At 37.2% G+C, this 23,736-nt stretch carries 26 protein-coding genes; 9 read left to right on the forward strand and 17 right to left on the reverse strand.

All coding sequences use genetic code 11. From position 1 onward, the window contains the following. The first annotated feature begins 288 nt into the window (after positions 1 to 288). The 5 genes from B4G94_RS04280 (at position 289) to B4G94_RS04300 (ending at position 2,666) form a co-directional block, all read left to right on the forward strand. Entirely contained in the window at positions 289 to 1,146 is an 858-nt protein-coding gene (locus B4G94_RS04280) for an alpha/beta hydrolase (protein ID WP_286857318.1), read from the forward strand. Between the two features lie 86 nt (positions 1,147 to 1,232). Continuing rightward, positions 1,233 to 1,397 (forward strand): hypothetical protein, encoded by a 165-nt coding sequence (locus B4G94_RS04285; protein ID WP_286857319.1) that lies wholly within the window; start codon positions 1,233 to 1,235, stop codon positions 1,395 to 1,397. A 70-nt stretch (positions 1,398 to 1,467) separates the two neighbouring features. Next, a complete protein-coding gene (locus B4G94_RS04290) occupies positions 1,468 to 1,638 on the forward strand; it encodes a hypothetical protein (protein ID WP_286857321.1) in 171 nt (56 codons plus the stop codon). 75 nt (positions 1,639 to 1,713) lie between these two features. After that, positions 1,714 to 2,208 (forward strand): GNAT family N-acetyltransferase, encoded by a 495-nt coding sequence (locus B4G94_RS04295; protein WP_286857322.1) that lies wholly within the window; start codon positions 1,714 to 1,716, stop codon positions 2,206 to 2,208. A 116-nt stretch (positions 2,209 to 2,324) separates the two neighbouring features. Beyond that, entirely contained in the window at positions 2,325 to 2,666 is a 342-nt protein-coding gene (locus tag B4G94_RS04300) for a carboxypeptidase-like regulatory domain-containing protein (protein WP_108633397.1), read from the forward strand. A 503-nt stretch (positions 2,667 to 3,169) separates the two neighbouring features. Here the strand turns inward: B4G94_RS04300 and B4G94_RS04305 are convergent. Together B4G94_RS04305 and B4G94_RS04310 are read right to left on the reverse strand one after the other, a co-directional pair. Beyond that, positions 3,170 to 4,351, reverse strand: a complete 1,182-nt coding sequence (locus tag B4G94_RS04305) for an MFS transporter (protein ID WP_286857325.1) — start codon at positions 4,349 to 4,351, stop codon at positions 3,170 to 3,172. A gap of 52 nt (positions 4,352 to 4,403) precedes the next feature. Further along, positions 4,404 to 5,645 carry a serine hydrolase domain-containing protein gene (locus B4G94_RS04310; protein WP_286857326.1) on the reverse strand — a complete coding sequence of 414 codons (1,242 nt, stop codon included), beginning with the start codon at positions 5,643 to 5,645 and terminating at the stop codon, positions 4,404 to 4,406. A gap of 94 nt (positions 5,646 to 5,739) precedes the next feature. Between B4G94_RS04310 and B4G94_RS04315 the strand changes: the two genes are divergently transcribed. Further along, entirely contained in the window at positions 5,740 to 6,105 is a 366-nt protein-coding gene (locus tag B4G94_RS04315; RefSeq protein WP_108633394.1) for a winged helix-turn-helix transcriptional regulator, read from the forward strand. 65 nt (positions 6,106 to 6,170) lie between these two features. On the opposite strand, the gene B4G94_RS04320 is transcribed toward B4G94_RS04315, so the two are convergent. Then, positions 6,171 to 6,329 (reverse strand): hypothetical protein, encoded by a 159-nt coding sequence (locus tag B4G94_RS04320; RefSeq protein WP_165307913.1) that lies wholly within the window; start codon positions 6,327 to 6,329, stop codon positions 6,171 to 6,173. 1,616 nt (positions 6,330 to 7,945) lie between these two features. Between B4G94_RS04320 and B4G94_RS04325 the strand changes: the two genes are divergently transcribed. Beyond that, a complete protein-coding gene (locus B4G94_RS04325; RefSeq protein ID WP_108633392.1) occupies positions 7,946 to 8,650 on the forward strand; it encodes a TetR/AcrR family transcriptional regulator in 705 nt (234 codons plus the stop codon). Between the two features lie 156 nt (positions 8,651 to 8,806). Here B4G94_RS04325 and B4G94_RS04330 read toward each other — a convergent pair whose 3' ends face one another. The 6 genes from B4G94_RS04330 to B4G94_RS04355 form a co-directional block, all read right to left on the reverse strand. Beyond that, positions 8,807 to 9,538 (reverse strand): SDR family oxidoreductase, encoded by a 732-nt coding sequence (locus B4G94_RS04330; RefSeq protein WP_286857328.1) that lies wholly within the window; start codon positions 9,536 to 9,538, stop codon positions 8,807 to 8,809. A 122-nt stretch (positions 9,539 to 9,660) separates the two neighbouring features. Continuing rightward, positions 9,661 to 10,563 (reverse strand): AraC family transcriptional regulator, encoded by a 903-nt coding sequence (locus B4G94_RS04335; protein WP_286857329.1) that lies wholly within the window; start codon positions 10,561 to 10,563, stop codon positions 9,661 to 9,663. Positions 10,564 to 10,689: 126 nt separating this feature from the next. Next, a complete protein-coding gene (locus B4G94_RS04340; protein ID WP_286857330.1) occupies positions 10,690 to 11,691 on the reverse strand; it encodes an NADP-dependent oxidoreductase in 1,002 nt (333 codons plus the stop codon). Positions 11,692 to 11,852: 161 nt separating this feature from the next. Further along, entirely contained in the window at positions 11,853 to 12,581 is a 729-nt protein-coding gene (locus B4G94_RS04345; protein ID WP_108633388.1) for an SDR family NAD(P)-dependent oxidoreductase, read from the reverse strand. Between the two features lie 49 nt (positions 12,582 to 12,630). After that, positions 12,631 to 13,014, reverse strand: coding sequence for a hypothetical protein (locus tag B4G94_RS04350; protein ID WP_286857333.1), 384 nt, complete (start codon positions 13,012 to 13,014; stop codon positions 12,631 to 12,633). 61 nt (positions 13,015 to 13,075) lie between these two features. Beyond that, complete coding sequence (locus B4G94_RS04355) at positions 13,076 to 13,666, reverse strand: TetR/AcrR family transcriptional regulator (protein WP_108633386.1); 591 nt, start codon at positions 13,664 to 13,666, stop codon at positions 13,076 to 13,078. 292 nt (positions 13,667 to 13,958) lie between these two features. On the opposite strand from B4G94_RS04355, the gene B4G94_RS04360 reads away from it, so the two are divergent. Then, the gene (locus B4G94_RS04360) at positions 13,959 to 14,561 is read left to right on the forward strand and encodes a DUF6630 family protein (protein WP_286857336.1); all 603 of its coding nucleotides are present in this window, start codon (positions 13,959 to 13,961) and stop codon (positions 14,559 to 14,561) included. Positions 14,562 to 14,694: 133 nt separating this feature from the next. On the opposite strand, the gene B4G94_RS04365 is transcribed toward B4G94_RS04360, so the two are convergent. Together B4G94_RS04365 and B4G94_RS04370 are read right to left on the reverse strand one after the other, a co-directional pair. After that, positions 14,695 to 15,156 (reverse strand): hypothetical protein, encoded by a 462-nt coding sequence (locus tag B4G94_RS04365; RefSeq protein ID WP_286857338.1) that lies wholly within the window; start codon positions 15,154 to 15,156, stop codon positions 14,695 to 14,697. Positions 15,157 to 15,313: 157 nt separating this feature from the next. Beyond that, positions 15,314 to 15,685: a hypothetical protein gene (locus B4G94_RS04370; protein ID WP_286857341.1), complete on the reverse strand. Its 372-nt coding sequence runs from the start codon at positions 15,683 to 15,685 to the stop codon at positions 15,314 to 15,316. Between the two features lie 1,141 nt (positions 15,686 to 16,826). On the opposite strand from B4G94_RS04370, the gene B4G94_RS04375 reads away from it, so the two are divergent. Then, the gene (locus B4G94_RS04375) at positions 16,827 to 17,153 is read left to right on the forward strand and encodes a (deoxy)nucleoside triphosphate pyrophosphohydrolase (RefSeq protein WP_286857342.1); all 327 of its coding nucleotides are present in this window, start codon (positions 16,827 to 16,829) and stop codon (positions 17,151 to 17,153) included. A gap of 251 nt (positions 17,154 to 17,404) precedes the next feature. On the opposite strand, the gene B4G94_RS04380 is transcribed toward B4G94_RS04375, so the two are convergent. The 6 genes from B4G94_RS04380 to B4G94_RS04405 form a co-directional block, all read right to left on the reverse strand. Further along, positions 17,405 to 18,196 (reverse strand): SDR family NAD(P)-dependent oxidoreductase, encoded by a 792-nt coding sequence (locus B4G94_RS04380; RefSeq protein ID WP_286857345.1) that lies wholly within the window; start codon positions 18,194 to 18,196, stop codon positions 17,405 to 17,407. A 44-nt stretch (positions 18,197 to 18,240) separates the two neighbouring features. Beyond that, positions 18,241 to 18,822, reverse strand: a complete 582-nt coding sequence (locus B4G94_RS04385; protein WP_286857348.1) for a TetR/AcrR family transcriptional regulator — start codon at positions 18,820 to 18,822, stop codon at positions 18,241 to 18,243. A gap of 61 nt (positions 18,823 to 18,883) precedes the next feature. Next, positions 18,884 to 19,567 (reverse strand): helix-turn-helix domain-containing protein, encoded by a 684-nt coding sequence (locus B4G94_RS04390; RefSeq protein WP_286857349.1) that lies wholly within the window; start codon positions 19,565 to 19,567, stop codon positions 18,884 to 18,886. 253 nt (positions 19,568 to 19,820) lie between these two features. Beyond that, complete coding sequence (locus B4G94_RS04395) at positions 19,821 to 20,648, reverse strand: SDR family NAD(P)-dependent oxidoreductase (protein ID WP_286857350.1); 828 nt, start codon at positions 20,646 to 20,648, stop codon at positions 19,821 to 19,823. A 225-nt stretch (positions 20,649 to 20,873) separates the two neighbouring features. After that, the gene (locus tag B4G94_RS04400; protein ID WP_286857352.1) at positions 20,874 to 21,611 is read right to left on the reverse strand and encodes a LytR/AlgR family response regulator transcription factor; all 738 of its coding nucleotides are present in this window, start codon (positions 21,609 to 21,611) and stop codon (positions 20,874 to 20,876) included. Positions 21,612 to 21,616: 5 nt separating this feature from the next. Beyond that, a complete protein-coding gene (locus B4G94_RS04405) occupies positions 21,617 to 23,647 on the reverse strand; it encodes a histidine kinase (protein ID WP_286857353.1) in 2,031 nt (676 codons plus the stop codon). Positions 23,648 to 23,736 lie beyond the last annotated feature (89 nt).

A 23,736-nucleotide genomic window follows, 5' to 3' on the forward strand; every position in this document is an offset into this window, starting at 1 on the left:
AATAATAATTCTTAATCTCTTTGAATAAAAATTGATTTGCCATATTCTTGTGTTTTTATGTGTATAGCAAAAATATGGTCGATAAGAAGGCTATCTGTGAAAAACAAGGTGCATGTAAGCGGTATGTGGGGGATGCCGAAAAGTCGGTATTTGCAATCGAAAAATACCAGGGATGTGATATATTCTTTTTAAATTGTACTACCGCAATTGGTCATTAACGCTTATAACTCCATTCGCTTTATGCCATAAGAGCGTGAGCATGAAGTGAAGGCAAATAAAACACATTACATGGAAAAAAAAGTAGGTATTAAAAAACTATCCTTCGGATGCATATATCTTTTCATTAGTTTGATTCTGCTTCCCTGTTTCAGTAATGCACAAAACAAAACAGTCTTATCAACCGAAGATTGGACGCGTTTGTTAACCGAACAGTTATTCCCGGGTAAAAAAACTGATAGCGCAGTTTTTCAATTTGACGTCCCCTTTGAAGAGAAGTTTATCAATGTAAATGATAATACAGTTTTACATAGTTTACTTTTTAAAGCTAAGAAGCCTAAAGGTGTTATATTCTATTTACATGGAAGTAACAACGCTTTGGATACGTGGGGCAAAGTTGCGCCAATATACACCTCCAATGAATACGATGTATTTATGCTCGACTATCGTGGTTATGGCAAGAGCCAAGGTAAGGTAACGGACGAGGATTCACTGTATCAGGACATTCAAATTGTTTATGATAAACTCAGGGAAACTTATTCGGAAAATCAGATCATCGTATTAGGTCAATCCATGGGCACCGCCCTCGCATCGTACATAGCCGCAAAGAACAATCCGAATCTTCTGATCCTGCAAGCACCTTATTATAATATGAAAGACTGGACAAATGATGTCGCTCCTGAACTGGACACCACCAATATTCCCTATAATTTCGATAATGCCTCTTTCCTAAAGAAAGTAAAATGTCCTGTGATTATTTTCCATGGCAACAAGGACACAGCGGTCTATTATGGTTCTTCTGTTAAGCTCTCAAAACTACTAAAGGCTACTGATCAATTTATCACATTGCAAGATGAAAGCCACAATGATTTCTCGAAAAACGAGGCTTACCTAAGTTCAATAAAGTTAATTTTGGAAAGGAATAAATAGGCACCAGTTGTGAACAAGTACTTTTTTCCCAATCTAATAATGCATTCATAGGGATAGTTTACAAAATTCACGACTTTTAAACCACTATGCTGCAAGTAACCTGTGCGATAATGGAACACGCCAATAAAATATTGATCTGCCAGCGATCGGCTTCGATGAAGCTTCCGTTGAAATGGGAATTTCAGGATGGAAGATCGAGACCGAGGAGCTGGAACTCAGGAAACTTAAAGGCGTTGACGACATTTACATAAAAGAGGGCCATATTCGTGGCGTGGCGATAACAGTGGATCGGGATAACTTCCAAGATACAGTATGGCCAATATGCCGAGAACTGGTTCATTCCGAACCTTCACCGGCCAGGGAGACGCTACGTTACCCATTCCAAATGGTAGCGATATCACGGTTAGGTTTACCGACGACTGGTCAAGGCTCACGCCGCGCACAACTGTTGCCGAATTGAAAGCTAAACGGGATACCCGAACCGCAAACTGATCTGAAGATCGTATAAGGGAACTGAAAGGTCTGCGATCGGCAGTTATTGATAAATAAACATTAAATTCATAATTTATGGAGGTCATGAAATCAGCCGGCGGCCGTATAAAGATCATATTGAAAGAAATATCTGTGAAAGATTCTGAGTCATTTTACCGATTGTACTTTGGAGATGAGTCAGCCATTCAAGATCAGACAACCGATGAGCGGCATATGAATCCGGTACAGTTTACAGAACATATTTTATCTCATAGTGAGGAACTCTACAGTATACGAACTGTGGAAAATGAGAATATAGTTATTGGTGACTGTGCCTTACATCACTGGAATCAGGAAGAAAAGAAAATTGAGATCGGTGGTTCTCTGCTGCCCGGATATTGGGGAAAGGGAATAATGTCTGCAGCTTTTGAGTTGTTGATAGCATTGGCAAAAGAAAAGTACCAGGTAAATGTATTGGTCGCAAAGACGGAAATAACGAATCTTAAAGCACTGAAATTTGCTGAAAAATTGGGTTTTCAGAAGATGAGAAATGAAGGCGATATCATTATTCTCGAAAAACGGGCTTTATAATAGGGCTGTACACAGCACACCAGCATGCATAGCGCCCGGTTCTGCATTATTGTGTCATTGCCAAAATATCTGTAGATTAGATGGAATAATAGTTTCATATACAAATAAGCTAAGTTATGATGAAGATATTATTTGGCATGATCCCTCTTCTAGTAGGGTCTTGTAATGATGTAAACGATTTCTACCAGGGCCGAGTAATTGATGAGCAAAACAAGCCACTGAAAAATGTGCTTGTTTCTGAGGATGACACGAAAACGGGAGCTCAGACAAAGACAGATGGGAATGGCTATTTTAAATTAGCCCGCACACCGCAGTGGTTGGGTACATTGATTTTTTATAAGGCTGGCTACAAAGTGGACTCTATCCCCACCGTAACACGGCAATCCGGGGAAAGGGTAAATTACAGCTTTATCAATAAAAACGATACAACAACTATTGTGTTGGAACAGGTCAAATAACTGTCGGGGTACTGAAGTTTTGGAGCTGAAGGCGATGGGCCCAATGGGTCTTTGAACGATGATGAACAAACAGATAAGCTTGTAGCACAATATGATGAGTTGTTATCTACTCTAGAAAAACCACTGACCTTGCAGAGGTGAACAATCACTTTTTAAAAAAGCGGGACTGCAAATCCAACATGCTCAGCTGGATTTAATCTTTTCAGACAATACGCATCGAGTCAGGCTGACTTACTATTGGAAAGATAAACAGAATTAGGCCTATTCCCCACACAAAGCAAGATGCTGGCAATACACAACGAGGCCGTCCAATATGATGAAAGATTGAACAGCTTGTGTTAAACTGATAAGGGTAGCTTTAAATCATTACCTTTAAATCATGCTGCAAGCAACCTGTGCGATAATAGAACACGCTAATAAAATACTGATTTGCCAGCGATCTGCTTCGATGAAATTTCCGTTGAAATGGGAATTTCCGGGGGGGGGAAGATCAGCAGTTATTTCTATGGTTGTATTCCAACATTCGTTGGATCTACCCGCAGCAATTCCTTTCTTTCCACGTATTGGCGTAAAAGTATCATTGTAAAAGCCAGCACACCAAATACAATGGTTATCCAAGGCGTGAACTGCACGCCTTTAGAAACAATTATCCAACCTCCGACAGTCGTTCCCACGGTTACGCCCAGGTTTCCAAATGAAGTGGCCAGGCTATTCGCAAACTCCATTGCTTCTGGTGCTGAGGAAATCATATAGGTAGAGGCGTTCAAAAAACTTGGCGAATACAGAAAGCCCCATAAGGCGATTACAACAATCGTTGCAACGGTATTTCCTCCCGAAAAATGCAATAGTATAGGCACTATGATTGTCCCTGAAAGAAAAAATAAGGCTGTAGAGGTTATGTTTTTGTTCAGCATTTTGCCTGCCACCCAGTTGGCAAGCACACCGATAATGCCAAATACAAACAACATATAACTGACCATTGTGCTGTCCATACCTTTTGCTTTATTCAGATAATCGGCAAAGTAGCTATAGGTGGAAAACCACGCCGAAATCATAAAGAAATTCATCGCAGTGCTGACTATGAAGGTTGGTTTGGTCAATATTTTCAACTGGCTCCCATAGGATTTTTTTTCTTTTACAGGCATAGGTGGCAATACAAAGTAGATGGCCAGCAAAGCCACAACGCTGATAATTGCCTGCACCATAAACGAATATTCCCAAGAGAAAAGGCTGGCTATATAAGTGGCGAACGGAACGGTCGTTACCATTGCAATGGCAACACCGCTGAATACGATACTCATCAATTCGTTCTCGCTCTGTTTATTGCCCTGCGAAACCGCTACGGATAAAGCTGTTGCGATATAAACAGGCTGTAAAAATGCGGGCAATATCCTCACAAGCATCAACAACCAAAAGGGCGGTGAAAATGAAGATACAACTCCCGTAACAAGAAAAATAAAGATAGCCGTCAGCATCACTTTCTTACGGTCAAACCCTGATGCCAGCAAGGTCATAAAAGGTCCCGTAAGAGCAATTACCAAAGCAAAAGCACTTAACAAATACCCTGCTTTATCAATGCTGATATGGTAATGTTCCGCTACCTGTGGCAAAATACCGATGATGCCAAATTCTGTTGTAATGACCGCTAAAAAACCCAATGCTCCTATATATGCGTATTTTTTCATTTGTTAAAAGTCTTTTTTAAAAATTCTCTGTATAATTCATTGATGCCGGATTCTAAAAGGAAGAATAAACCACGTTTTTGTACAATGTTCCCAAATCCCAATAGGAAGCCGGCAAATATTCCTGCGTAAAAACTAATCCAATAATATTTTCCTTTGGGTCTACCCAATAATGTGTGTTAAATGCACCGCCCCAGAAAAATGTTCCTACATTGGCAGAGTGGATAAATTTGTTTTCATCCGTTACTAGCCAAAAACCGAGGCCAAAACCAAAATCGGGGTCGCCTTTAGAAATGGTATTATCAGAAAGTTGGTTTGTGGTTATCAACGCAATGGTTTTTGAACTTAAAAACTTTTTCCCTTTATAAATACCTTTGCTTAACAACATTTGCAGAAACTTGGCATAATCTTCTGTAGTGGAACTCAATCCAGCTCCTCCAGACAACACAATGCCCTTCTCCAAAGGATAATTGACAGGACTGTTTCCGTAGATAGGATGATTGACTTTTTCAAAGCCTTTAGTTGTTTTTTCTGAAATGGAAACCAGCCTGTTAGCTTTTGACAGTGGAATGGTAAAGTGCGTATCGTTCATTTCCAAAGGCTCGAAAATCCTTTTATGGAAAAACTCATCCAACGGCAAGCCACTTACCACCTGTATGAGGAAGCCTAATAAATCGGTATTCAATCCGTATGTAAATTGATCGCCGGGCTGGTGCAGTAATGGCATTTTCGCCAATATTTCTATCTGATTTTTCAACAGAGCCTTACTACCTATTCCTGATAAAACTCCCGATTTTTTGTATATGGCTTGTATCCTGCTGTCGTCTGTAATTGATGGATAGCCGATACCTGAAGTATGCCTCAACAAATCACGGATGGTGATTTCCCTTTGTGCAGGAACAGTCGTGTAGCTGCTGTCGATAGGATTGAATTTGTCCAGCACGTTCGGAGTTTTGAACGCCGGGATGTATTTGGAAATAGGGTCGTCCAGGAGGAATTTCCCCTCTTCCCAAAGCATCATCACCCCTATGCTCGTGATGGCCTTGGTCTGTGATGCGATACGGAAAATATGGTTGGTCTGCATGGGTTGTTTGGTTGCCACATCCGCATAACCAAAGGCTTTATTGTACACTGTTTTGCCGTCCTTAATCAGCAAAACATTACCTCCTGCAACTTCCTTGTTTGCAATTAACCGATTGGATAAGTCATCTACTCTTTTTTCTAATAAAGGTATTTGTGCCGAACTGGTCAATATGACCTGGCTGGCGATGAAAGTTAAAATTTGTCTGTACATCATTAATTTATTTGAATTGAACACACAAAATTACCCGGTAATAACTAAATTCGCATAGTATACAGCTATTTGTATGGTACTAACAAATTTGTAAGTAATGGGAAAAAGAAAGGAAAACTCAACCAATATGTTGAACGAAAGTTTTATCGTTGAAAGCTGTGATTTGACATATGCAGTTTGTAAAGTAGGTGGTCGGTGGAAATTGCTTATTCTTTGCAAGCTCGAAAACGGGAAATTGCGTTTCAGTGAACTTCGTAATCAGATCAATGGAATAACGGAACGTATGCTGACGCTCCAGCTTCGTGAACTGGAAAAGGACGGTTTGGTTAAAAGAACTGTTCATGCCGAAGTACCACCAAGGGTAGATTATGAATTGACAATAATTGCCAAAGAACTTATACCTATATGGGCGAAACTAAGCCAGTGGGGTAAGAAGCACAAAAAGATTGTTGTGCAACAATAGGGATTTATCTTTCATCGATTTTTCTAATCAGATTTTCTTTAAGGTTGACAAGGAATCTAGTGCAGTTATTCATGGTATTGTTTGTCATTGTAATTTTCCACAAACTTGCCCACAGCTTCTATTTTGACAGATTGAGAAAACTGGATAAAAGCGGCATATTCCGCTTCGCTGATACCCAGATTTTTGTGATATGGGATAGGCTCGCCCGGTTTCAATTCCTTCATTACTTTGAGAACCAGTCTTCATTGTCTTTGATGGCAAGTTTCATTTTCTAAACAATTTCATTTTGCAATCTGATTTATTGCCATCGGTGTCCCCGAAAAATGCTTTCCGATACGATCTAGTCAACTTCATTGATGTTTCTCACTTTTACAGCTTGCATCGTTTTGAAAATGTCTTGCATGTACTTTCTATGATTGGCCCCAGCAATGACTACGACTCTTTTAGCCCCTACCATCTTAGCCCTGTTGACAACATTATGGCACATGNNGGCAAGTAAAAATCTCCCGAGGCAGAAATCCCGGCGGCCTCGTCGGTGTTCAACCATTCCGTTATCGTATTTGAAGACTTTTCGATTTTGGCATATTTCTCAAAACCATTGTCAATGGCTGTCAAAGCTGATTTCAAATGATTTTTAGAGGAGTCAGCCATATCTTTCCTGAACAAGACAAATCTTGCGTCAAATGCTCCCCAAGATGCTTGCCAATTCAGATCATAGTCCTGACAATCCATGGACATCAGTTCCTCGATGCCTAGCTCATGCATCATAGGGAAGGCTATATAAGCATATTCAGAAGTTTTTAACCTTTTCATACTTCGCCCGGTGGTATCTACCTTAGGGCTCAGCAATTTTTCTATATAGTTTTCAAGTTCGGCATCAGGGTGATGCTGCAGGAAATTATAAACTTGCCAAAACTGATAATGCCCATTTGCCACATCTTGATCAAGATAATAGGCATGCGCTAAATCGGCTTTTACACGATAATCACTGGGTTGCTGATTGGATCGTTTCTTCAAACTGTCAATAGTATGCCGCAGTAATACTTCTTTTATAGGGCGATTGCTCCTTAATTTTTTTAGCCGTTTGATATTCGGTTGCTTGCACCAATAATCCATCACCAACCGCTCATCTTCTTTACTCAAGAACTCGCCAAAAAATGCGTCAGGTTTAAATTTTCTGATTTTTTGATGGATGCTGGAAAAATCCTGGGTTGGATATTTACTATAATCATGGGAAACACCTATCAATAAAACCTCAATATCCTGTGCTTTGGCGTTGATCGAGATTAAAAAAAATAAATAAAAAATATACTTCATATTTTGTGCCTTCTTATTTAGTTCATTTATTGGGTGTTTCCTTATTCAGCTACACACTTGGTATTGTGGTTTACAAATTCACTCTCAGGCACTGTGCCTACAGGATTAAAAATACAAATAAATTCGTACAGTTTACCGCATAGGCCATAGTCATTCGGATCTTCTTTATAATCCTTAATTCGAAGCTTTAACCTTCCAAATTCAGCCACAGTACTTGGGTTAATAGAAATGTCATTTGCGATTCTTCTTTAATTCCGAAAACGATGCGCATAGGCTTTATCTTGCTCAGTTGTTATTTTGCCGGTGCAACGGCAACAGAATTATCCCATAACGGTTCAATGATTAATCCTGGAATTCCTTTGGCTTTAATTTAGGTTACAGCATTTTTAAAACCTTTGAATCGTTAAAATCTGCCTTCGAAGATAAAACATTGATCATACAATACGACCTTAACAAAATTAAATTCATCTAATCTATTTGCAATAAAAAACCTTATATTTATCTACCTACTAGTAGATAGATTATGACAACAAAAGAGAAAATAGTCAATACAGCAGCAGAAATGTTATCTAACATTGGTTTTAATGCATTCAGTTTTCATGATATTGCAAACGCAATCGGAATTAAAACTTCTTCGATACATTATTATTTCCCCACCAAATCAGACCTTATCGTCGAAATAATACATTATTCTCAAAATATACAAGCCGCTTTATTTGAAGCCATATCGGAGAAGAATCCACAGGAAAAGCTTTCCCTACTGATCGACTTTTATGTGGATTTAGCTAATAAAGGACAGATGTGTCCCATTGTTTCTGTTTCCTCAGATATGAATAATATAGATACTAATATCAAATTGGAAGTAGGTAAATTTTACGATTTTCTTGCTGATTGGCTTACTTCCGTCATTGAAGAAGGAATAACTAAAAATCAATTTGTAACTACCCAAAACCCGCAGGATAAGTCGATTGAAATTTTAAACATTTTGGCAATGTTCCCTATTTTATCTCGTCTAGGTAAGGCACATAAAAGTCTCACCAGCCTTAAGCAATCCGTTATAGATAATCTGACAAATAAAGATATCTCACATAATAAAATGAGCTTGCTAGCGCGAGAGATCAAAAAGCAAAAGGAAACCATTGCACACCAAGCGGCTATTATAGCTGCCCAGAAAAAAGTCATCAATTTATATGAGGCTAATGAGACTTTAGAAAAGTGGAAACAATAAAATTATTACTACGCCATCTCAGTCCGAATCCATAAAAAATAGTAGTATTTTCCTAAGAAAATACTACTATCGAAAAATGACAACTAATTAGTCGTCATTTTTTTTAATAAGGTTTAAAATAAAATAGTTCAAAAATAATTGAAATACCAAGTTTTCTTACCAGGGCAAAGGCTCGCCGGCCTGGGAAAATGTTCCAGTTGGTCCATCCTCATCCAACAAAGCTAATGAAACACCCGTCTTAGCGCCTTCTTCTGGGGTAAGTGGAGCCTGCTCTGAGCCTATTGAAGTCTGTACCCATCCCGGACTCGCTGCATTAACTTTTATATTGGTCTCACGAAGTGCATTGGCTAAAAATACTGTAAACTGGTTAAGAGCTGTTTTTGAAGCACTGTATGCATAAGGCTTCAGAGCATAAATCCAATGGGATTCATCCAAATGGGCTGCGAAGGAACCGGAAACACTACTGATGTTGACAATACGCCCAGCCTTGCTTTTTTTAATCAACGGCAATAATGACTGGGTTAGCTCCACTGTACCAAAATAATTGATATCAAAAGTATTTCGAAGGGTTTGTATTGGAACAGTTTCAATGTTATTTCCAAACCAAGAGCTGTCCAAAAATACAGCTGCATTATTGACCAGAATATCCATTGAACCATAATTATTTTCAATAAGATTTCTGACATTTTCTATATCAGCCGAACAACTGACATCCAGTTTTATGTAAGTCACATCTAGTGAAAGGCTTCGAAGTGTCTCTTCTGCCCTTTTACCTTCATTTTCATTTCTTGCCCCTAATAAAACCTTGATGTTCTGTTGTGCTAATTTTTTGGCTGTTTCAAAACCAATCCCTTTATTGGCTCCTGTTACTAATGCTATCTTTGTCATATAAAATCTTTTAAATTACTATGCAAAGGTAGAACCGAAGGTATAATCGGAGTTAGTATAATTAAAACCAATCCTTACTAAAATCAAACTTACAATGCTGTCTCACTGCAAACAAATTTTTCTTATTTTAGCTTCCTGTATTGCGTAGGAGAAGCATTAGCATGTTTTTTAAAAAAAAGATTGAAGTGAGAAGGCTCTTCGAAACCTAGTACGTATGAAATTTCCGCAATTTGCCAATTGGTTAGCTTTAATAGAATTTTCGCTTCTTGTACAAGTCGTGCTGCGATAATATCACTTACCGTTCTACCTTTAGATAATTTTACCTGTCGATTGAGGTAATTCGGATGGAGAGCAAGTTCATCCGCAAAATCTTTTGAGGTTCTTAATTTTATAATGTCCTGTGGCGAATCTATGGGGAATTGTGATTCTAACAATCTGATAAAAGAGCAAGCTATAACCTCAGCCGTACTATTTGTTTTCACAAATGAGCTGGCAGCTTCGAGCTTTTGGGCATTGAAAATGATTTCAAGCAGATAGTTTCGTAAAAGATTGAATTTAAAGTCGCTGTCAGCTTTTGATTCGTTATCTATCTTAGTATAGATAGTGATAAAATTTCTGGCCTGCGCTTCTGTAAGAAAATAGATATTCTGTCTCCCCGGCTTATAGATCGGTAATTCAAGCAAACGATAGCCACTGTTCGATTTGGTGATGAATTCTTCTTTAAATACGCAGCTAAGTCCTTTATAACCATCGATAGCGTGTATGCCAAAAGGTATTTTGTTAGTAGTGAAAAGTAAAGAATTTCCGAAGATCTCAATGTTCCGGTCCTCAAATTCAAGTATATAATTACCCTGAAGTAAAGTGGCCGTATAAAATATTTTACGGCTATATTCCAATGGAAACAAAGTGCTGTCTATTGCACCGATGTCAACTATATGAAATTCATCTAAGTCACTTGTTTGTCTACCTCTTTCCACACCATTGCCTTGAAATGTTTTAGGCGAGATTTCATCAGAAATTTTCATATACAATAATAGTTAAAATTTGTCCATGACTTTGTATATCTCCTCTTGCGAAATAAAGAAACTATGGACCAAAATGATATATATAGGCTCCGTATAAACAACGTAGTAAAGATGTGGTAAGCCATGCTATTTTATTTTCACCACAACCTTTCCCTTTGCTCTTCCAGTTGCCACATAATTCAATGCTTCATTGGTATGGGAGAAAGGATAAGTCTTATCTACTATGGTTTTAATAATTCCATCTTCAATAAGTTTTGTAATTTTCTGAAGCTGTTCGCCACTGGATTTCATAAATAAAAACTGATAACTAACCCCTTTTTTGTTGGCTTTCCTTCTAACGCCTAAACTTATAAGTGATAGTATCATCTTGATAAGCCAAGATGCATGGATTTCCTTTGCAAATTCGGGTGTGGGCGGACCTGAAATAGAGATTACCTTACCTCCTTTTTTTAACACATTCAGCGACTTATCAAGCGTTTTGTTATCTTGGCTGTTCAAGACCAAATCATAATCTTTCAAAACGGCTTCAAAATCCTGCGTTTTATAGTCAATTAAAACATTAGCGCCTAATTCCTTAAGCATTGGAAAGCTTGCTTTTCCAGCTGTAGTGGCAACAGTAGCACCTAAATATTTTGCCAACTGAATGGCAACTATACCAACTCCTCCGGAGCCAGCCTGTATAAATATTTTTTGTCCTTTCTTTACTTTCCCTATTTCTACCAAAGCTTGCCAAGCGGTCAGAGCCACAAGGGGAACACCTGCTGTTTCGTCCATGGAAAGGTTGTTTGGTTTTAAAGCCAGATCTTTTTCTCCAACTGCTAAATATTCAGCAAAGGTTCCGATGTGATGGTCGGAAGGACGGCCATACACCTCATCTCCAATTTTAAACTTTGTAACTTTTGAACCTGTTTCAATGACAGTACCAGCCAAATCATGCCCCAGAATAAATGGTGTTTTATACGGTAATATCTGTTTAAACTCACCAGATAGGATTTTAGTATCCAATTGATTGATTCCTGCTGAATAGATTTCAACCAGGACCTCAGCCTCCCCTATAATCGGCCTGCTAACCTCACGGAGCGTGAGATCCTCTTTTTTACCATAATTTTGAACTACAAATGCTTTCATAAAAAATTTGTTTTTATTGGATAGATTGGTAATGCTCTTTCTTATTAACCAATTGATAGGCTTTATCCGGCGCAATTCGGTTAAGGAAAATAAATAGCCCCCTGTAAATATTTATCACTCGGGATACCCAAATTTAACGGAGTAACACCGACTACCAATTCTTATGCATGCGCTAATTTAGACATAGCTTCACCGATTGCATCTGCATAGATCTTGGTATCTCCTACCGGAATATCAAATAGGTTAGTTTCTAATCCAATCAATAGCTCATCCGCTACTTCACTTGGCTCAATTCCTGCCGCTCCACCTATTTCAGCAGAAAATTCTGTATTGACCAATGGAGGATAAACTTCATAGATCTGAAGATTTTTCTGCTCTTCATAAGTTTTTCTTAAAGCAGTTGTATAACTATGTAACGCTGCTTTAGTCGCTCCATAAGTTGGTAAGAATTTATGACTTCCAAATACCGCTATGGATGATACATTCACTACGGCAGATTCTTCTTTTCCTAACAAGTGTGGAATCATTAATTCTGTAAAATGGATGATTGCAAAATAGTTGGTGTTCATTTCAATCAATGCTTTTTCGTGTGCATTGGTGGTTTCACTCAATAGATATCCAAAAGCTGCTCCGGCATTGTTGATGATAATATTAACATCAGCATGATTCGTTTTCAAGTCTTCTGCAATACGAATTCTGTCTGCTTCCACTGATAAATCACCTTGAATTGCTACTGCATCTTTCAACTCCACTAAAGCTTTTTGAAGACGTTCTTCGCTACGCCCGTTGATAATGATTTTGTTCCCAGCCTCATTTAATTTTTTAGCAATTGCCAATCCTATTCCGGCACTTCCGCCACTGATAAATATGGTATTTCCTGTAGTTTTCATTTTGATTGAATTTATTTAATATTGTATGATACTTTGTTTTTGTAATAATTTATTGGTTAAGAAAAGGATAATCTGTATACCCCTTTTCTCCCGGTGTATAGAAGGTTTCTTGATCTGGAGCGTTAAGAGCTGAATCAGTTTTAAATCGCTCGACCAAATCCGGATTGGCAATAAACGGAACTCCAAAAGAAACTAAATCTGCATCGTTATTTTCCAAAACCTGTGTTGCTGTCTCTTTGTTAAAAGCACGATTGATAATAATAGTGCCGTTATAAAGTCCGGCTGTTGCACGCTGTGCATAATAAGTTGCTGTCAGCTCTGTTTCAACATTACCCCAATTAGCGGAACGGGCTCTTGTCATAGGTGCCATTACCATTCTGTTATTGAGTGTTTTTCCGCTAAGCTCATAGCTTTCAAATAATTTGTTACTCATATCTTATTTTTAATTAATTTCTCCAAAATATACTTTTTAGTATATTTTATATTAAAAAAAATTACAGCGAATAGTGCTCTAATTCTTTCTTAAGATCTTTTATAAGTTCGATCATTAATTTTTTAGAATCTATTGTTCTGCTAATGACAATTCCCCCTTCCACTGCTGACATTATTTTAAAAGCAAAAACATCCGCATTGAGTTCTTTTGAAAACTCACCATTAGCAATACCATCCTTTAAAATAATTGAAAGCCCCTGCATTCCTGTTTCTAGAACTGTTGCAACTTTATTTTTAATAGACGGAAAATGATCATCTGCTTCAACAGCGGTATTAAAAATCGGGCAGCCACCAGCGATATAGGTATCGATTGGGTTCTTATGAAAATCGAGATATAAAAAAATCTTTTCTTTTGCGGTTTTACCCTGGGAAACAACACCCGCCAGCTTTTGTGACATTTTTTTTAATGAAAAGTCCACTACCTGTTCGGATAGATCATCTTTTCCGTTAAAATGTCCATAAATACAACCCTTTGTTAATTTGGTCGCTTCCAAAACCTCATCTATGCTTACGCCAGAAATCCCTTTCTCATTATAAAGCGGGCTTGCTGTCTCTAGGATAAATAACTTCGTTTTTTCTGCTTTTGTTAACATCGTCTTTTAATTTACTTTGCAAATATACTAAAAAGTATATTTCAAAAACAAGTAAAATATACTTTTTAGTATATTTTAACATAGAGCATTCTGAATGATGAGAAGTTGAATTTCCTCTTTCCGGAACTTGTGGGTACATTGGATTTTCCAAGGGCGAAGGTAAAGCCTTTGGTTGTTGCAAATGAGAAAGTAAATTCTTCTATCGCTTATTTAATATAAAAATTTGATGCGTCGATGAAAACGATGAAATAAGCAGAAAAATAAGTAAATTGAACAATCCTTTAATTAAACAATGAAAACAACTGCATTTTCTTACATTTTATCAGCTGAGGAACAGCAAAACTTGCCTGCCGAAAAATTTAGCAATGATGATATGCTGAATTATTTACTGGATAATCGAATCCTATTACAGATAGACTGGAAGGGAGAGTCCTATTTAAATGAAATTGGCAGCTTCTTACAAGACCGGGCAATAGCATTTGGCTCGGAGGCGTCGATGGATTTTACTCCAGCTTATCAGATGGCAAATGAGCAGGCCGTTACACCCGGAGATTTCGTTCCCGCCCTTCTGAAAACATCAAATGATGAGCTTAAAAATAAAAGTTTTGAAATAGTGCTACTTGATTTAGGTAACGATAGCTATTACGTAGCTGTTATTGAAAAGGAGAACAGTAAACGAATCAAAAAAGCAGGTGATAACTTTTGGAATTTCAGACCCTGGGGAAGCCAAACCGGAGAAGTTCTTTACACGGTGTACTGTAGCTGTGGTAGTATGAATGTTTGGCAGTTGAAAATGGGCGAATCACTTACTGATGATACCTGCGAGGAGTGCGGTACAGTAATTTTCGATAGCCAAGGTAACTCAAAATTTAAGGTTAGCAAAGATTATATTTAACGCTTACAAAAAAAGGTCGAGCCCTTCAAACTCGACCTTTCAATTAAAACTAATCCCTCCCTAAATAGTCCTTCCCTTGGACTAACATTCGCCACTACAGGTCTTTTAAGATCCTTATTTTCATCTCCTAACGCTAATCTTCTGTAAGAAAGTCGCTCCAATCAATCTTTTTGGGATAAACCTGACTTTTAATTGCTGTTAGAAAAAGCTGTTCCTTTTTTCTAAGTATAAATGCTCTTACCACATGAAATGGCGAAAATAAAACACCATCTAGGGCATGGCCTTCTACCACTGGAAATCCATAGTATAAGGAATTATTTTCGTTATCTAGATTACAAATCCATTTGCCACCAAATTTGCTTGTCACTATTTCCCCAAGATATGCGGAAATATCATTATAGTCATCACTATCCACAGACACATTATTTTTAATAATATAGGTCTCAAGATCATTTAAGCTATCCAAGCTTTTGTCAAGATTGAGATTCTCATTCCCAGCTTTGGCTTGTAAATGTTCAATGTAATCACTTAAATTAAATAGAAAGTTTTCAAACTTTTCTTTCAACTCCGTGGGGGTTAGACTTTGTAAACTCATAATTAATTATTATTGTACAGCATTTATCTTAATCTTTCCAATGAACTGAATCATAAGGACAATACTGCAGTTCTTTAAAACTACCATCATCCAGACCTAATATGTGAATGTTCTATTTAGCCCCCTTTACTATTAATTTAGTAAGCATGGTTCGCATTTAATAAAGAAAATTAGCTTGTTCTCTAATAGGTTTTAAATTTTGTCTGTCAAGTTGATATTTGTCCCCAACAATTTTGTAACCCATATTGAAAAGTTGACTTTTTTTAGCCCCCCTTAAAAAGCGCTGGATTTCAAGTCTCGAATTCTTTTCATCATTGGAAATGATGAAAACCAAGTCAATATCAGTTTCACTTTCCTTCAATTGAGCCTGGATGCTGTCAATCGAAATCTCTTTGTTTTCAAAATTATAAAAGTTTGTATCTACGCCATTGTTAGACATTGTCATTGCAAAGGCATGTAGGTTTTCGCTTTGATTTAGTGTAAATTCTGCATGGTCAAGCGAAAACTGTAAAGACATAAATTGATCCATATCGTTGACCGATGATCTGTGCGTTGTCCGTCTTTTCTGGTTCTTTTTGATCAAATAAAAGAAAACGAGGACAACTACGAGTATACTTATTATTGTTAAGAGTTCACGCATGGGATTTTGTCAGTTTAATGGGTTTCCAAATTTACAGTTAATGTTTTGGGCCTTCCTTAGGCTGGCGATTTTAGTCAAAAGCTGATATACTTTGGTATTTATTTAATTAAAATTTTCTTACAGCTAAAATACAAATAAGCTTAGCATTAAAGTCCGCCATTCACAATTCGTAGGGGTTTATTTATTATTCGTTGTATTTTTCTGACTTTTTGATCTTAAATAGTATCGACGACAAATTCATTATTAGTAACTCCTCGATTGTCAATTCAGATAAACTTTACCCTTTCCGTACTATCCACTTTACTTGGTTATTTCCCTTCGAACCTGGTCAATCAAAGGTTTGTCTGTATACATTATAAGGCCAGAATTATCTGCTTGTCTAATGAGAAATCCGTTTCTTCACACTATATGTTTTAGGCAGTATGAGGTTAAACAAAAAATGTCTTTTAATAAGGTACATGCACTATGAAAAAAACATATCAAAAAGGATTAGAAGAATTACGAATATCCCCAGCCCAATAGGCCGGATATACCAATCTTTAGGGGTCGCCCAACCTTTTCATAACAATCCCTACAATAATCATGAACATGGCTAGAACAAACATGGTGCTTGATTATCATTCATACACTAAAAATAAATAAAAGAAATGACACATCAGGAAACCTAAATACTAGAATCGTTCATCCGGACAGAAATTAGTAGAGAAAAAAGACGTATCTTTCTCCAATCGCAGTATAATCTAGCTCCTATTCCATTTATGAATGGAAACCTTGGATCGAACTGCCAAAAATTTTTAGAATAACAAAGTCCCATGATATCCTTTTTTAATAGAATAATGCATTCATAGTTTACAGAATTCAAATGTTGGCGAGAACCAGCTGGAGTTTATTTGTAGGTTGTTTTCAAACGGAAGTTTGCAATACCTATATCATCAATGAAAATTCACTACTTTTGAACCACTATGCTGCAAGTAACCTGCGCAATAATAGAACACGCCAATAAAATACTGATCTGCCAACGATCGCTTCGATGAAGCTTCCATTGAAATGGGAATTTCCGGGAGGAAAGATCGAAACCGGAGAATCTAAAGAATACTGCCTACGCAGAGAGATCAGAGAGGAGATCAACATTGATATCACCATACGCAAAGCGCTCACGATGGTCGAGCATCACTATGCTGACTTTTCGCTGCAGCTCTACCCTTTTGTATGCAGCCTACAGTCTGGAGAAGTAAAAGCGCTGGAGCATGCCCAGACAATATGGGTAGCGATAGATCAATTGCTTGACTATGACTGGGCAGAAGCTGACCTGCCTATTGTAAAGGAGTATATCACTTACGCTACATCAATAAAATAATAGCAGCTATCTGCGTACATAAAGGCCCTAAAACAAAAAGCGCTTCCCTCGAACCGGCAGAGGGAAACAATTTGGCTACTTGGTCGATGCTGCTAGCCTTGAAACCAACGCGTGGTTTTCTATCTATAAAGATAATCAGGTTATCTGAAACAGTCCATTGTTCATTTTATCGAAAATGTTGTTCAAATAGTGACCATATCAAAAGTTTAGCAAATTTAAAATCTTCTGCAAATATTTATACTGAAAATATCCTATAGAACCTTTAAAACACCACTATCCGCACGCAAGCTTGATCCATTTGTAGCAATGGAAATTGGGCTGGAAAGGTATACTACAAGACTAGCTATTTCTTGAGGATTGATAAATCTCTGTAAAAGAATATGCGGGTTAGACTGCTGGATAATAGTATTTTTCATATCTTCTAGGTCTATATTTTGAAGCTTGGCAATATGCTCTACTGTCCCAGCAACACCGTCTGAATATGTAGGTCCGCCCAAAACAGTATTCACTGTGACGGCAGTACCTTTCGTAAGTTTTGATAATCCGTTGCTAAGTGCGTTCATTGCAGCTTTGGTCACTCCATAATGGATCATATTATCAGGAATATTAACACCAGATTCGCTGCTTATAAATACAATTCTTCCAAAGTTTTTTCTGAGCATTTCAGGCAAAAGCTTTTTAGAAAGTCTCATACCGCTCATTACATTTATTTCAAAATAGCGACTCCATTCCTCATCTGCTATTTCAAAATAATCACCTAAACCAAAAATTCCCACATTATTAATAAGAATATCAATATTTTCTAGAGACGATAAAAGTGCATCAACTTCCTCCTTTTTTGAAAAATCAGCAACAATGGATGTGATAGTGCTACCAGGAAATTTTCCTTGAAGTTTCTCAAGTGCTTCCTTAGTTTTTTCTGTATTTCTACCATTGATAATCACTTGGGCACCTTCCGCTAACAATTGCTCTGCAATCGCTAATCCTATCCCTTGAGTAGAACCGCTTACAAATGCTCTCTTTCCGTTTAATTGTAAATTCATTGTTTTATTTTTGTAATGATCGTTAAAAATATAGTCAAAAAAAATTATTTTAGTATTTCAAGTTGTAAATTGATCTGTGTCTTTAATATTTTATCGTCAGGATATATCCTTCTGAATGAATTAATCCCGCACCAAAATGATATCAAGTATTTAGCTAAAACATCAGCAGGAATCTTTGTTTTCAACTTTCCTTTTCCTTGTTCTTGTGCAATTATCGTTCTGTAAAATTCTTCTGTTTCTGTTAGTATTTTAACAGCATCATCTTTTAGCTCATTATCCACAAAAGTCATTTCAACTAGTGTATTGGCAACAATGCAGCCTTTCTGATGCCAAGAGTTATTTGTATCACATATATCCAGAAAGAATTGTTTGATTTGCTGTATCGGATTTTCACTTTCTTTTATCATATCCTTAAAAGCAAAAAATACTTCTCTTCTTTGTTCCAATGACTTTTTAAATAATTCTTTTTTACCTCCTTTAAAAGTATTGTATAAACTCCCCGCTCCTGCACCCGTCGCTACACTTAAGTCAGATAAAGACGTGCCACTGTAACCTTTTTGCCAAAAAACCTCTTGTGTTTTTAGTATAAGTTCGTTATTTACATGAATGTTGGGTCTACCTCTCATATATTTGTAATATTCACTACAAAAATAAAAATTTATTTTTATCCACCAAAATATATCAATTTTAGTTAAATGACTGACGGTATTCCAATGGTGTCAGGTGGGTTATTTTTTTGAATAATTTACTAAACGACTGAAAATATCCAAAACCCAATTCGTAAGCAACTTCACTTACACTCATTTTAGATGTGCTTAACAATTCCTTAGCCTTTTCAATTAAATAATTCTGAATATACTGTTGTGCATTTTGTCCGGTCAAATTTCTTAACAAATCACTCAGATAATTTGCAGACAAATTTAATTGTCCTGCTACATACTGCACAGTAGGCAAACCCTGCAATTGCGAAGTTTGTGATCGGAAATAAACCTCTAATAAATATTCCAACTGTGACAATAGATCATTATTAACAGACTTTCTAGTAAGAAACTGACGGTTGTAAAACCTATTGGAATAATTTAAAAGCAGTTCTAGATAAGACACTATCACATCTTGGCTGTAAGTATCTATATTGATTTTAAGTTCATCCTTTATCTGTTGCAGTAATAATGAAATGATTTTTTCTTCTTTTTCAGAAAGGTGTAATGCTTCTGCTACCGAATAACTGAAAAATCCAAAATTCCCAATCAATTTTCCCAAAGGATAAGGACGAATGAAATCTGCCTTGAAAACCAACATGTATCCAGTAAGAGGATTATCTTTTACATCACTTACAGAAAATACTTGTCTAGGCTTTGTAAAAGTCATCATCCCTTCTGAAAAGTCGTAATCTCGCTGTCCATATTTAAAATTTGCATTATTTCCCTTTTAAGGGTAACACAATAAAAGTCATTGGCAAAATGTTTCCACACATCACTATGTCCATAGTTCAACAATTCAAAATTGATTACACTGACAAGAGGATGGTCCGGCTTTTCAAGTGCAAACAATCGATGTAATTCCGAGATTGTGCGAATTATATGAGGTGGGGAAACATCTTTTTTCATAATCGTAAATCTATAAATTAAAAATCCGTTGACAAAGAAAGATGCTTCCATTTCTCAAGTTCCACTGCCTCCCTCTTTCTAGATTCTACAATTGAAAGGTAACTATCAGTCCCCAATGGCAAATGTAAAGGAGGCTCTTCCATAGTCGAAATTTCGTATAAAACTTCTGCTAATTTCTTCGGGTTCCCCGGCTGATGTCCATTAAAATTGCGCAACATTTCAACATGTGCCTCAACATTGTATTCTGGAATAAGGTTTTCAGCTACTGATAATGTACTCCCCATGAAATTAGTTCTGAACATTCCAGGGGCGATGACTGTAACCTTAACTCCAAAAGGGTTTACCTCCTTTGCTAATGCTTCCGATAATCCGATAACCGCAAATTTCGAAGCATTGTAACTGCCTGTATTTCCATAACCTATATATCCCATATTAGAGGCTGTATTGATGATGTGAGCACTTCCTTGACCTCGAAAATACGGCATAATATTCCGAATTACATTTACCATTCCAAATACGTTAACATCTAAAGTTTTACGAAATTCTAAATCACTGATTTCTTCCAAACTTCCAACAAGATAATACCCCGCATTGTTCAATAACACATCTATCCGTCCAAATTTTTCAATACCTTGTTCAATTACAGTTCTAACTTCTTTTTCGTCTGTAATATCCAATTTAAGGAGTAAAAGGTTCTCATTATTTCCAATAAGATTTTTTTTAAATTCTTTCAGATTTCTCGAAGTAGCTATTACTTTATCTCCTTTTTCCAGAATTAATTTAGCAACTTCTAACCCCATACCTTTCGAAGCGCCAGTGATAAACCATACTTTTTGTTTGCTCATACTTTTATTTTTAATACGACACAAAGTTCCTTTAATATATGATTTTAATTGTGTTCAAATCAAGGATTTTAGTGTTCATATTTGTTTTTGGAATCATAGCCCTGGCCATGATGCATTATCCCTTCAAAGCGCGCTTCATTACGTACTGAAACCCAGCTAAAATATTCATTATAGGCCTTGCTTTAAAGCTTCATTAGTTTGAGAAAACTCTCTTTCACATATAACTTATGACGGCTTCATGTGTTTAAAAAATATTTCTTTATTGGACCGCGATATGGGTATTGAACTTCCATCTTCTATGTGTACAATACCCTCTCTTGAATAGCTGACTACGTATTTCATATTAATCATATGGGACTGATGTATGCGCATAAATTGAGGGAGAGTAAGGATATCTTCATAGTGTTTGAGCGGCTTGGAAACAATGATCTTCTTGCCATCCACCAGCATAAATGTGGTGTAAGAACCTGAGGTTTCACATCGCAGAATATCATCCACCTTGACTACATGCATAGCTTCTTGGGTAGGTAATACAATCCTATCGGGTGTTTTTTTGTAATCTGTAACGAGTTGCTGTAAATGGGCATCTAATTCTTTCAGTGCTTTCCGGTCCACCAACCGATCTATTGCCCCTTTGAGTTCTTCGGAGTCAATAGGTTTCAGCAAATAATCTAGCGCATTAAACTTAAAAGCACGAATGGCATGCTCCTCATAAGCCGTAGTAAAAATCAACTGAAACGCTTTGTAGGTAACCTGGTTAAGCACATCAAAACCTGTCCCTCGTTTTAAGATGATATCCATAAACACCAGATCAGGCTTTAGCCGATCGATCAGTTTGACCGCTTCTTCAGCATTTTCAGCATAACCGATGACCTGTATTTTTTCTGGTGCTACCATTTCCAATAAAATCGTTAATGCTTCTCTCAGGTAATATTCATCTTCTACAAGAATAGTTTTATACATAGTGTTTAAATTAAAGGAATCGATAAAAAGACGTGGCACCCTGACCCCTCAACGTCCTTTCTATCAGTCATTTTTAATTGGACAAATGGATTATCGGGGTATAGCAGAGCGAGCCTTTCATCTGTTATCTTTGTCGATAAGGAGGTATGTGGTACATTCTTTTTTTTGCTTCTTGACTCCTCTAATCCAATACCATTGTCTGTAATTGTACATTCAAGAACATCAGCATCCATACGGAGGTGAAATGAAATCTTCAAAAATCCATGCCGTAAATCGGCCAGAGGCTTCAATCCATGTTCAATTGCATTTTCGACAAAGGGCTGCAAGAGCAATGGCGGTATATGTACATTCGGATCAACTGTTTCATCCATGTCAATACAGTAATCAAAACTATGATTAAGGCGCAATTGTTGCAGATCCATATAATTCTTCAATGTTTGAACCTCTAGCTCCAGGCTGATACGATCCATACGCGATTGTTCCAATACCTGTCGGGTCAGTTTGGCAAATTTACCCAGATAGGAAATGGCTATTAACCTATCATTTTTCAGAATCATACTTTGGATATTCCCCAAAAGATTGAAAATAAAATGGGGGTTCATCTGAGACTGGAGTAATCTTCGCTCGATTGACAATTTATCCGCTAGGATCTCCAAGGATTCCTTTTCCATCAACTGAACCTTTAACTCGCTATTAGTCTGCTTTTGCTGCAGGATATATTCCCTATTTTGATAATATCGTTGTCTGTAATAATAAGATCTGTACACAAATACTAAACCCGCCAAAAGAACTCCGGAGATACCATAGCCCAAAAATTTGTTCTTTTTTTCAAGTTCATTTTCCTTTTCCAACTGTTTGATCAATTCCAATTTTTTCTCCGACTCAAACCGGGCATCGGTATTCTGCAATATCTTTTGCATCTCCTCATCATACTTCAGCTTATTGTACTTATTGAAATAGGTATCATACTCATGGTATGCGGCATAATCTTTTTCTTTGGAAGCAAGCTCCTTAAGACAGCCAAAAAATGCAGCCAATAAATCGTTATCTTTATAAGGTAATGTCTGTTGATAGGCTATCCCTTCTTTAAAAAGATTTTCAGCAGTCCGATAGTCCCCTTTCTGTATGAAAAATTGTCCCCTGAGCCCCAGCGAACTCCGATAAATATTCCTTAAGTTATACTTTCTGCCTATATGGGTCGCTTGTTCCAGATGAGATAAAAATGCTTTTTCATCAATAAGTTTAGGAGCATTCATATACAACGCGGCTATATTTAGATGAGCGATACCGATATTGCTTTTACTGACAATGAATTCCTCAACCTGCTCCGCTTGATGGATAGTTTTTTTGTAAAAAGAGACAGCTTGCTTCCATAATAGCGAGTCATTAGAAGAAGCGCTTTCCAGCAGATAGCTCCCTACCGCCAACCGGGCATGTAATATACTTTCCGGATCATTGGATTTCTCTGCAAAGCGGAGTGCTTCGTCAGCATATTTCCTCACGTTAACTTCTGAGCCTGGATAAAAGAGATAAGAAACGTCTGCTCCTATTTTAGCACAATAAGAATATTCATTCAACTGCGCGAATAAACCATATGCTTTTAACATATAATCCACAGCGCCTGCCTTATCGTCAATATAAGACCGCAGAAGCCCCATAGCCCAATTGGAATAGGCAATCGCGCGGCTATCAGCTGTTGTGTTAGCTATTCCATAAGACTGCTCTGCATACCGGGTGAATTCCTTAAGTTGGAGAAGACGTCTATAGGTCATAGCCAAATAGGCATAACATATGGCTTCGTCAACCCTATTATTATTTTTTTTTGCAAGAAAAAGAGCTTCTTTCTGAATACGCAAACTCGCAATGGTGTCAGAGAAGCGCATCGCGTAACCTTCTGCAGCCATTTTCTCAATCTGAGTCTGTTGCTGTGCAGAAACCTTCATGGTACAGAGAAGTATAAACATCAGAACTAGAATAGACAAAGCTGTTCGCCCGGTAGCCAAATAGATATTCAAAAACTTAAAAATTGCTTCCATTCAGTTTATTAAGACCCTGCTAATTTAATAAATAAAGTCTTAAATGGTGGAAATCGGTACCCTCAGCCAGGGCTAACGCATTAAAAATA

This window comes from Sphingobacterium sp. UBA7625 (assembly GCF_002484085.1).
Classification (GTDB): Bacteria; Bacteroidota; Bacteroidia; order Sphingobacteriales; family Sphingobacteriaceae; genus Sphingobacterium; species Sphingobacterium athyrii.

Coding starts and splice junctions, on each gene's coding strand:
- B4G94_RS04290 (WP_286857321.1), top strand. CDS start 1,468: ATGCCGAGAACTGGTTCATTCCGAACCTTCACCGGCCAGGGAGACGCT.
- B4G94_RS04310 (WP_286857326.1), bottom strand. CDS start 5,645: ATGATGTACAGACAAATTTTAACTTTCATCGCCAGCCAGGTCATATTG.
- B4G94_RS04295 (WP_286857322.1), top strand. CDS start 1,714: ATGGAGGTCATGAAATCAGCCGGCGGCCGTATAAAGATCATATTGAAA.
- B4G94_RS04370 (WP_286857341.1), bottom strand. CDS start 15,685: ATGGATCAATTTATGTCTTTACAGTTTTCGCTTGACCATGCAGAATTT.
- B4G94_RS04360 (WP_286857336.1), top strand. CDS start 13,959: ATGAAAACAACTGCATTTTCTTACATTTTATCAGCTGAGGAACAGCAA.
- B4G94_RS04400 (WP_286857352.1), bottom strand. CDS start 21,611: ATGTATAAAACTATTCTTGTAGAAGATGAATATTACCTGAGAGAAGCA.
- B4G94_RS04305 (WP_286857325.1), bottom strand. CDS start 4,351: ATGAAAAAATACGCATATATAGGAGCATTGGGTTTTTTAGCGGTCATT.
- B4G94_RS04325 (WP_108633392.1), top strand. CDS start 7,946: ATGACAACAAAAGAGAAAATAGTCAATACAGCAGCAGAAATGTTATCT.
- B4G94_RS04390 (WP_286857349.1), bottom strand. CDS start 19,567: ATGATGACTTTTACAAAGCCTAGACAAGTATTTTCTGTAAGTGATGTA.
- B4G94_RS04320 (WP_165307913.1), bottom strand. CDS start 6,329: ATGAAGGAATTGAAACCGGGCGAGCCTATCCCATATCACAAAAATCTG.
- B4G94_RS04350 (WP_286857333.1), bottom strand. CDS start 13,014: ATGAGTAACAAATTATTTGAAAGCTATGAGCTTAGCGGAAAAACACTC.
- B4G94_RS04365 (WP_286857338.1), bottom strand. CDS start 15,156: ATGAGTTTACAAAGTCTAACCCCCACGGAGTTGAAAGAAAAGTTTGAA.
- B4G94_RS04345 (WP_108633388.1), bottom strand. CDS start 12,581: ATGAAAACTACAGGAAATACCATATTTATCAGTGGCGGAAGTGCCGGA.
- B4G94_RS04395 (WP_286857350.1), bottom strand. CDS start 20,648: ATGAGCAAACAAAAAGTATGGTTTATCACTGGCGCTTCGAAAGGTATG.
- B4G94_RS04385 (WP_286857348.1), bottom strand. CDS start 18,822: ATGAGAGGTAGACCCAACATTCATGTAAATAACGAACTTATACTAAAA.
- B4G94_RS04405 (WP_286857353.1), bottom strand. CDS start 23,647: ATGGAAGCAATTTTTAAGTTTTTGAATATCTATTTGGCTACCGGGCGA.
- B4G94_RS04330 (WP_286857328.1), bottom strand. CDS start 9,538: ATGACAAAGATAGCATTAGTAACAGGAGCCAATAAAGGGATTGGTTTT.
- B4G94_RS04300 (WP_108633397.1), top strand. CDS start 2,325: ATGATGAAGATATTATTTGGCATGATCCCTCTTCTAGTAGGGTCTTGT.
- B4G94_RS04375 (WP_286857342.1), top strand. CDS start 16,827: ATGAAGCTTCCATTGAAATGGGAATTTCCGGGAGGAAAGATCGAAACC.
- B4G94_RS04280 (WP_286857318.1), top strand. CDS start 289: ATGGAAAAAAAAGTAGGTATTAAAAAACTATCCTTCGGATGCATATAT.
- B4G94_RS04285 (WP_286857319.1), top strand. CDS start 1,233: ATGCTGCAAGTAACCTGTGCGATAATGGAACACGCCAATAAAATATTG.
- B4G94_RS04380 (WP_286857345.1), bottom strand. CDS start 18,196: ATGAATTTACAATTAAACGGAAAGAGAGCATTTGTAAGCGGTTCTACT.
- B4G94_RS04335 (WP_286857329.1), bottom strand. CDS start 10,563: ATGAAAATTTCTGATGAAATCTCGCCTAAAACATTTCAAGGCAATGGT.
- B4G94_RS04340 (WP_286857330.1), bottom strand. CDS start 11,691: ATGAAAGCATTTGTAGTTCAAAATTATGGTAAAAAAGAGGATCTCACG.
- B4G94_RS04355 (WP_108633386.1), bottom strand. CDS start 13,666: ATGTTAACAAAAGCAGAAAAAACGAAGTTATTTATCCTAGAGACAGCA.
- B4G94_RS04315 (WP_108633394.1), top strand. CDS start 5,740: ATGGGAAAAAGAAAGGAAAACTCAACCAATATGTTGAACGAAAGTTTT.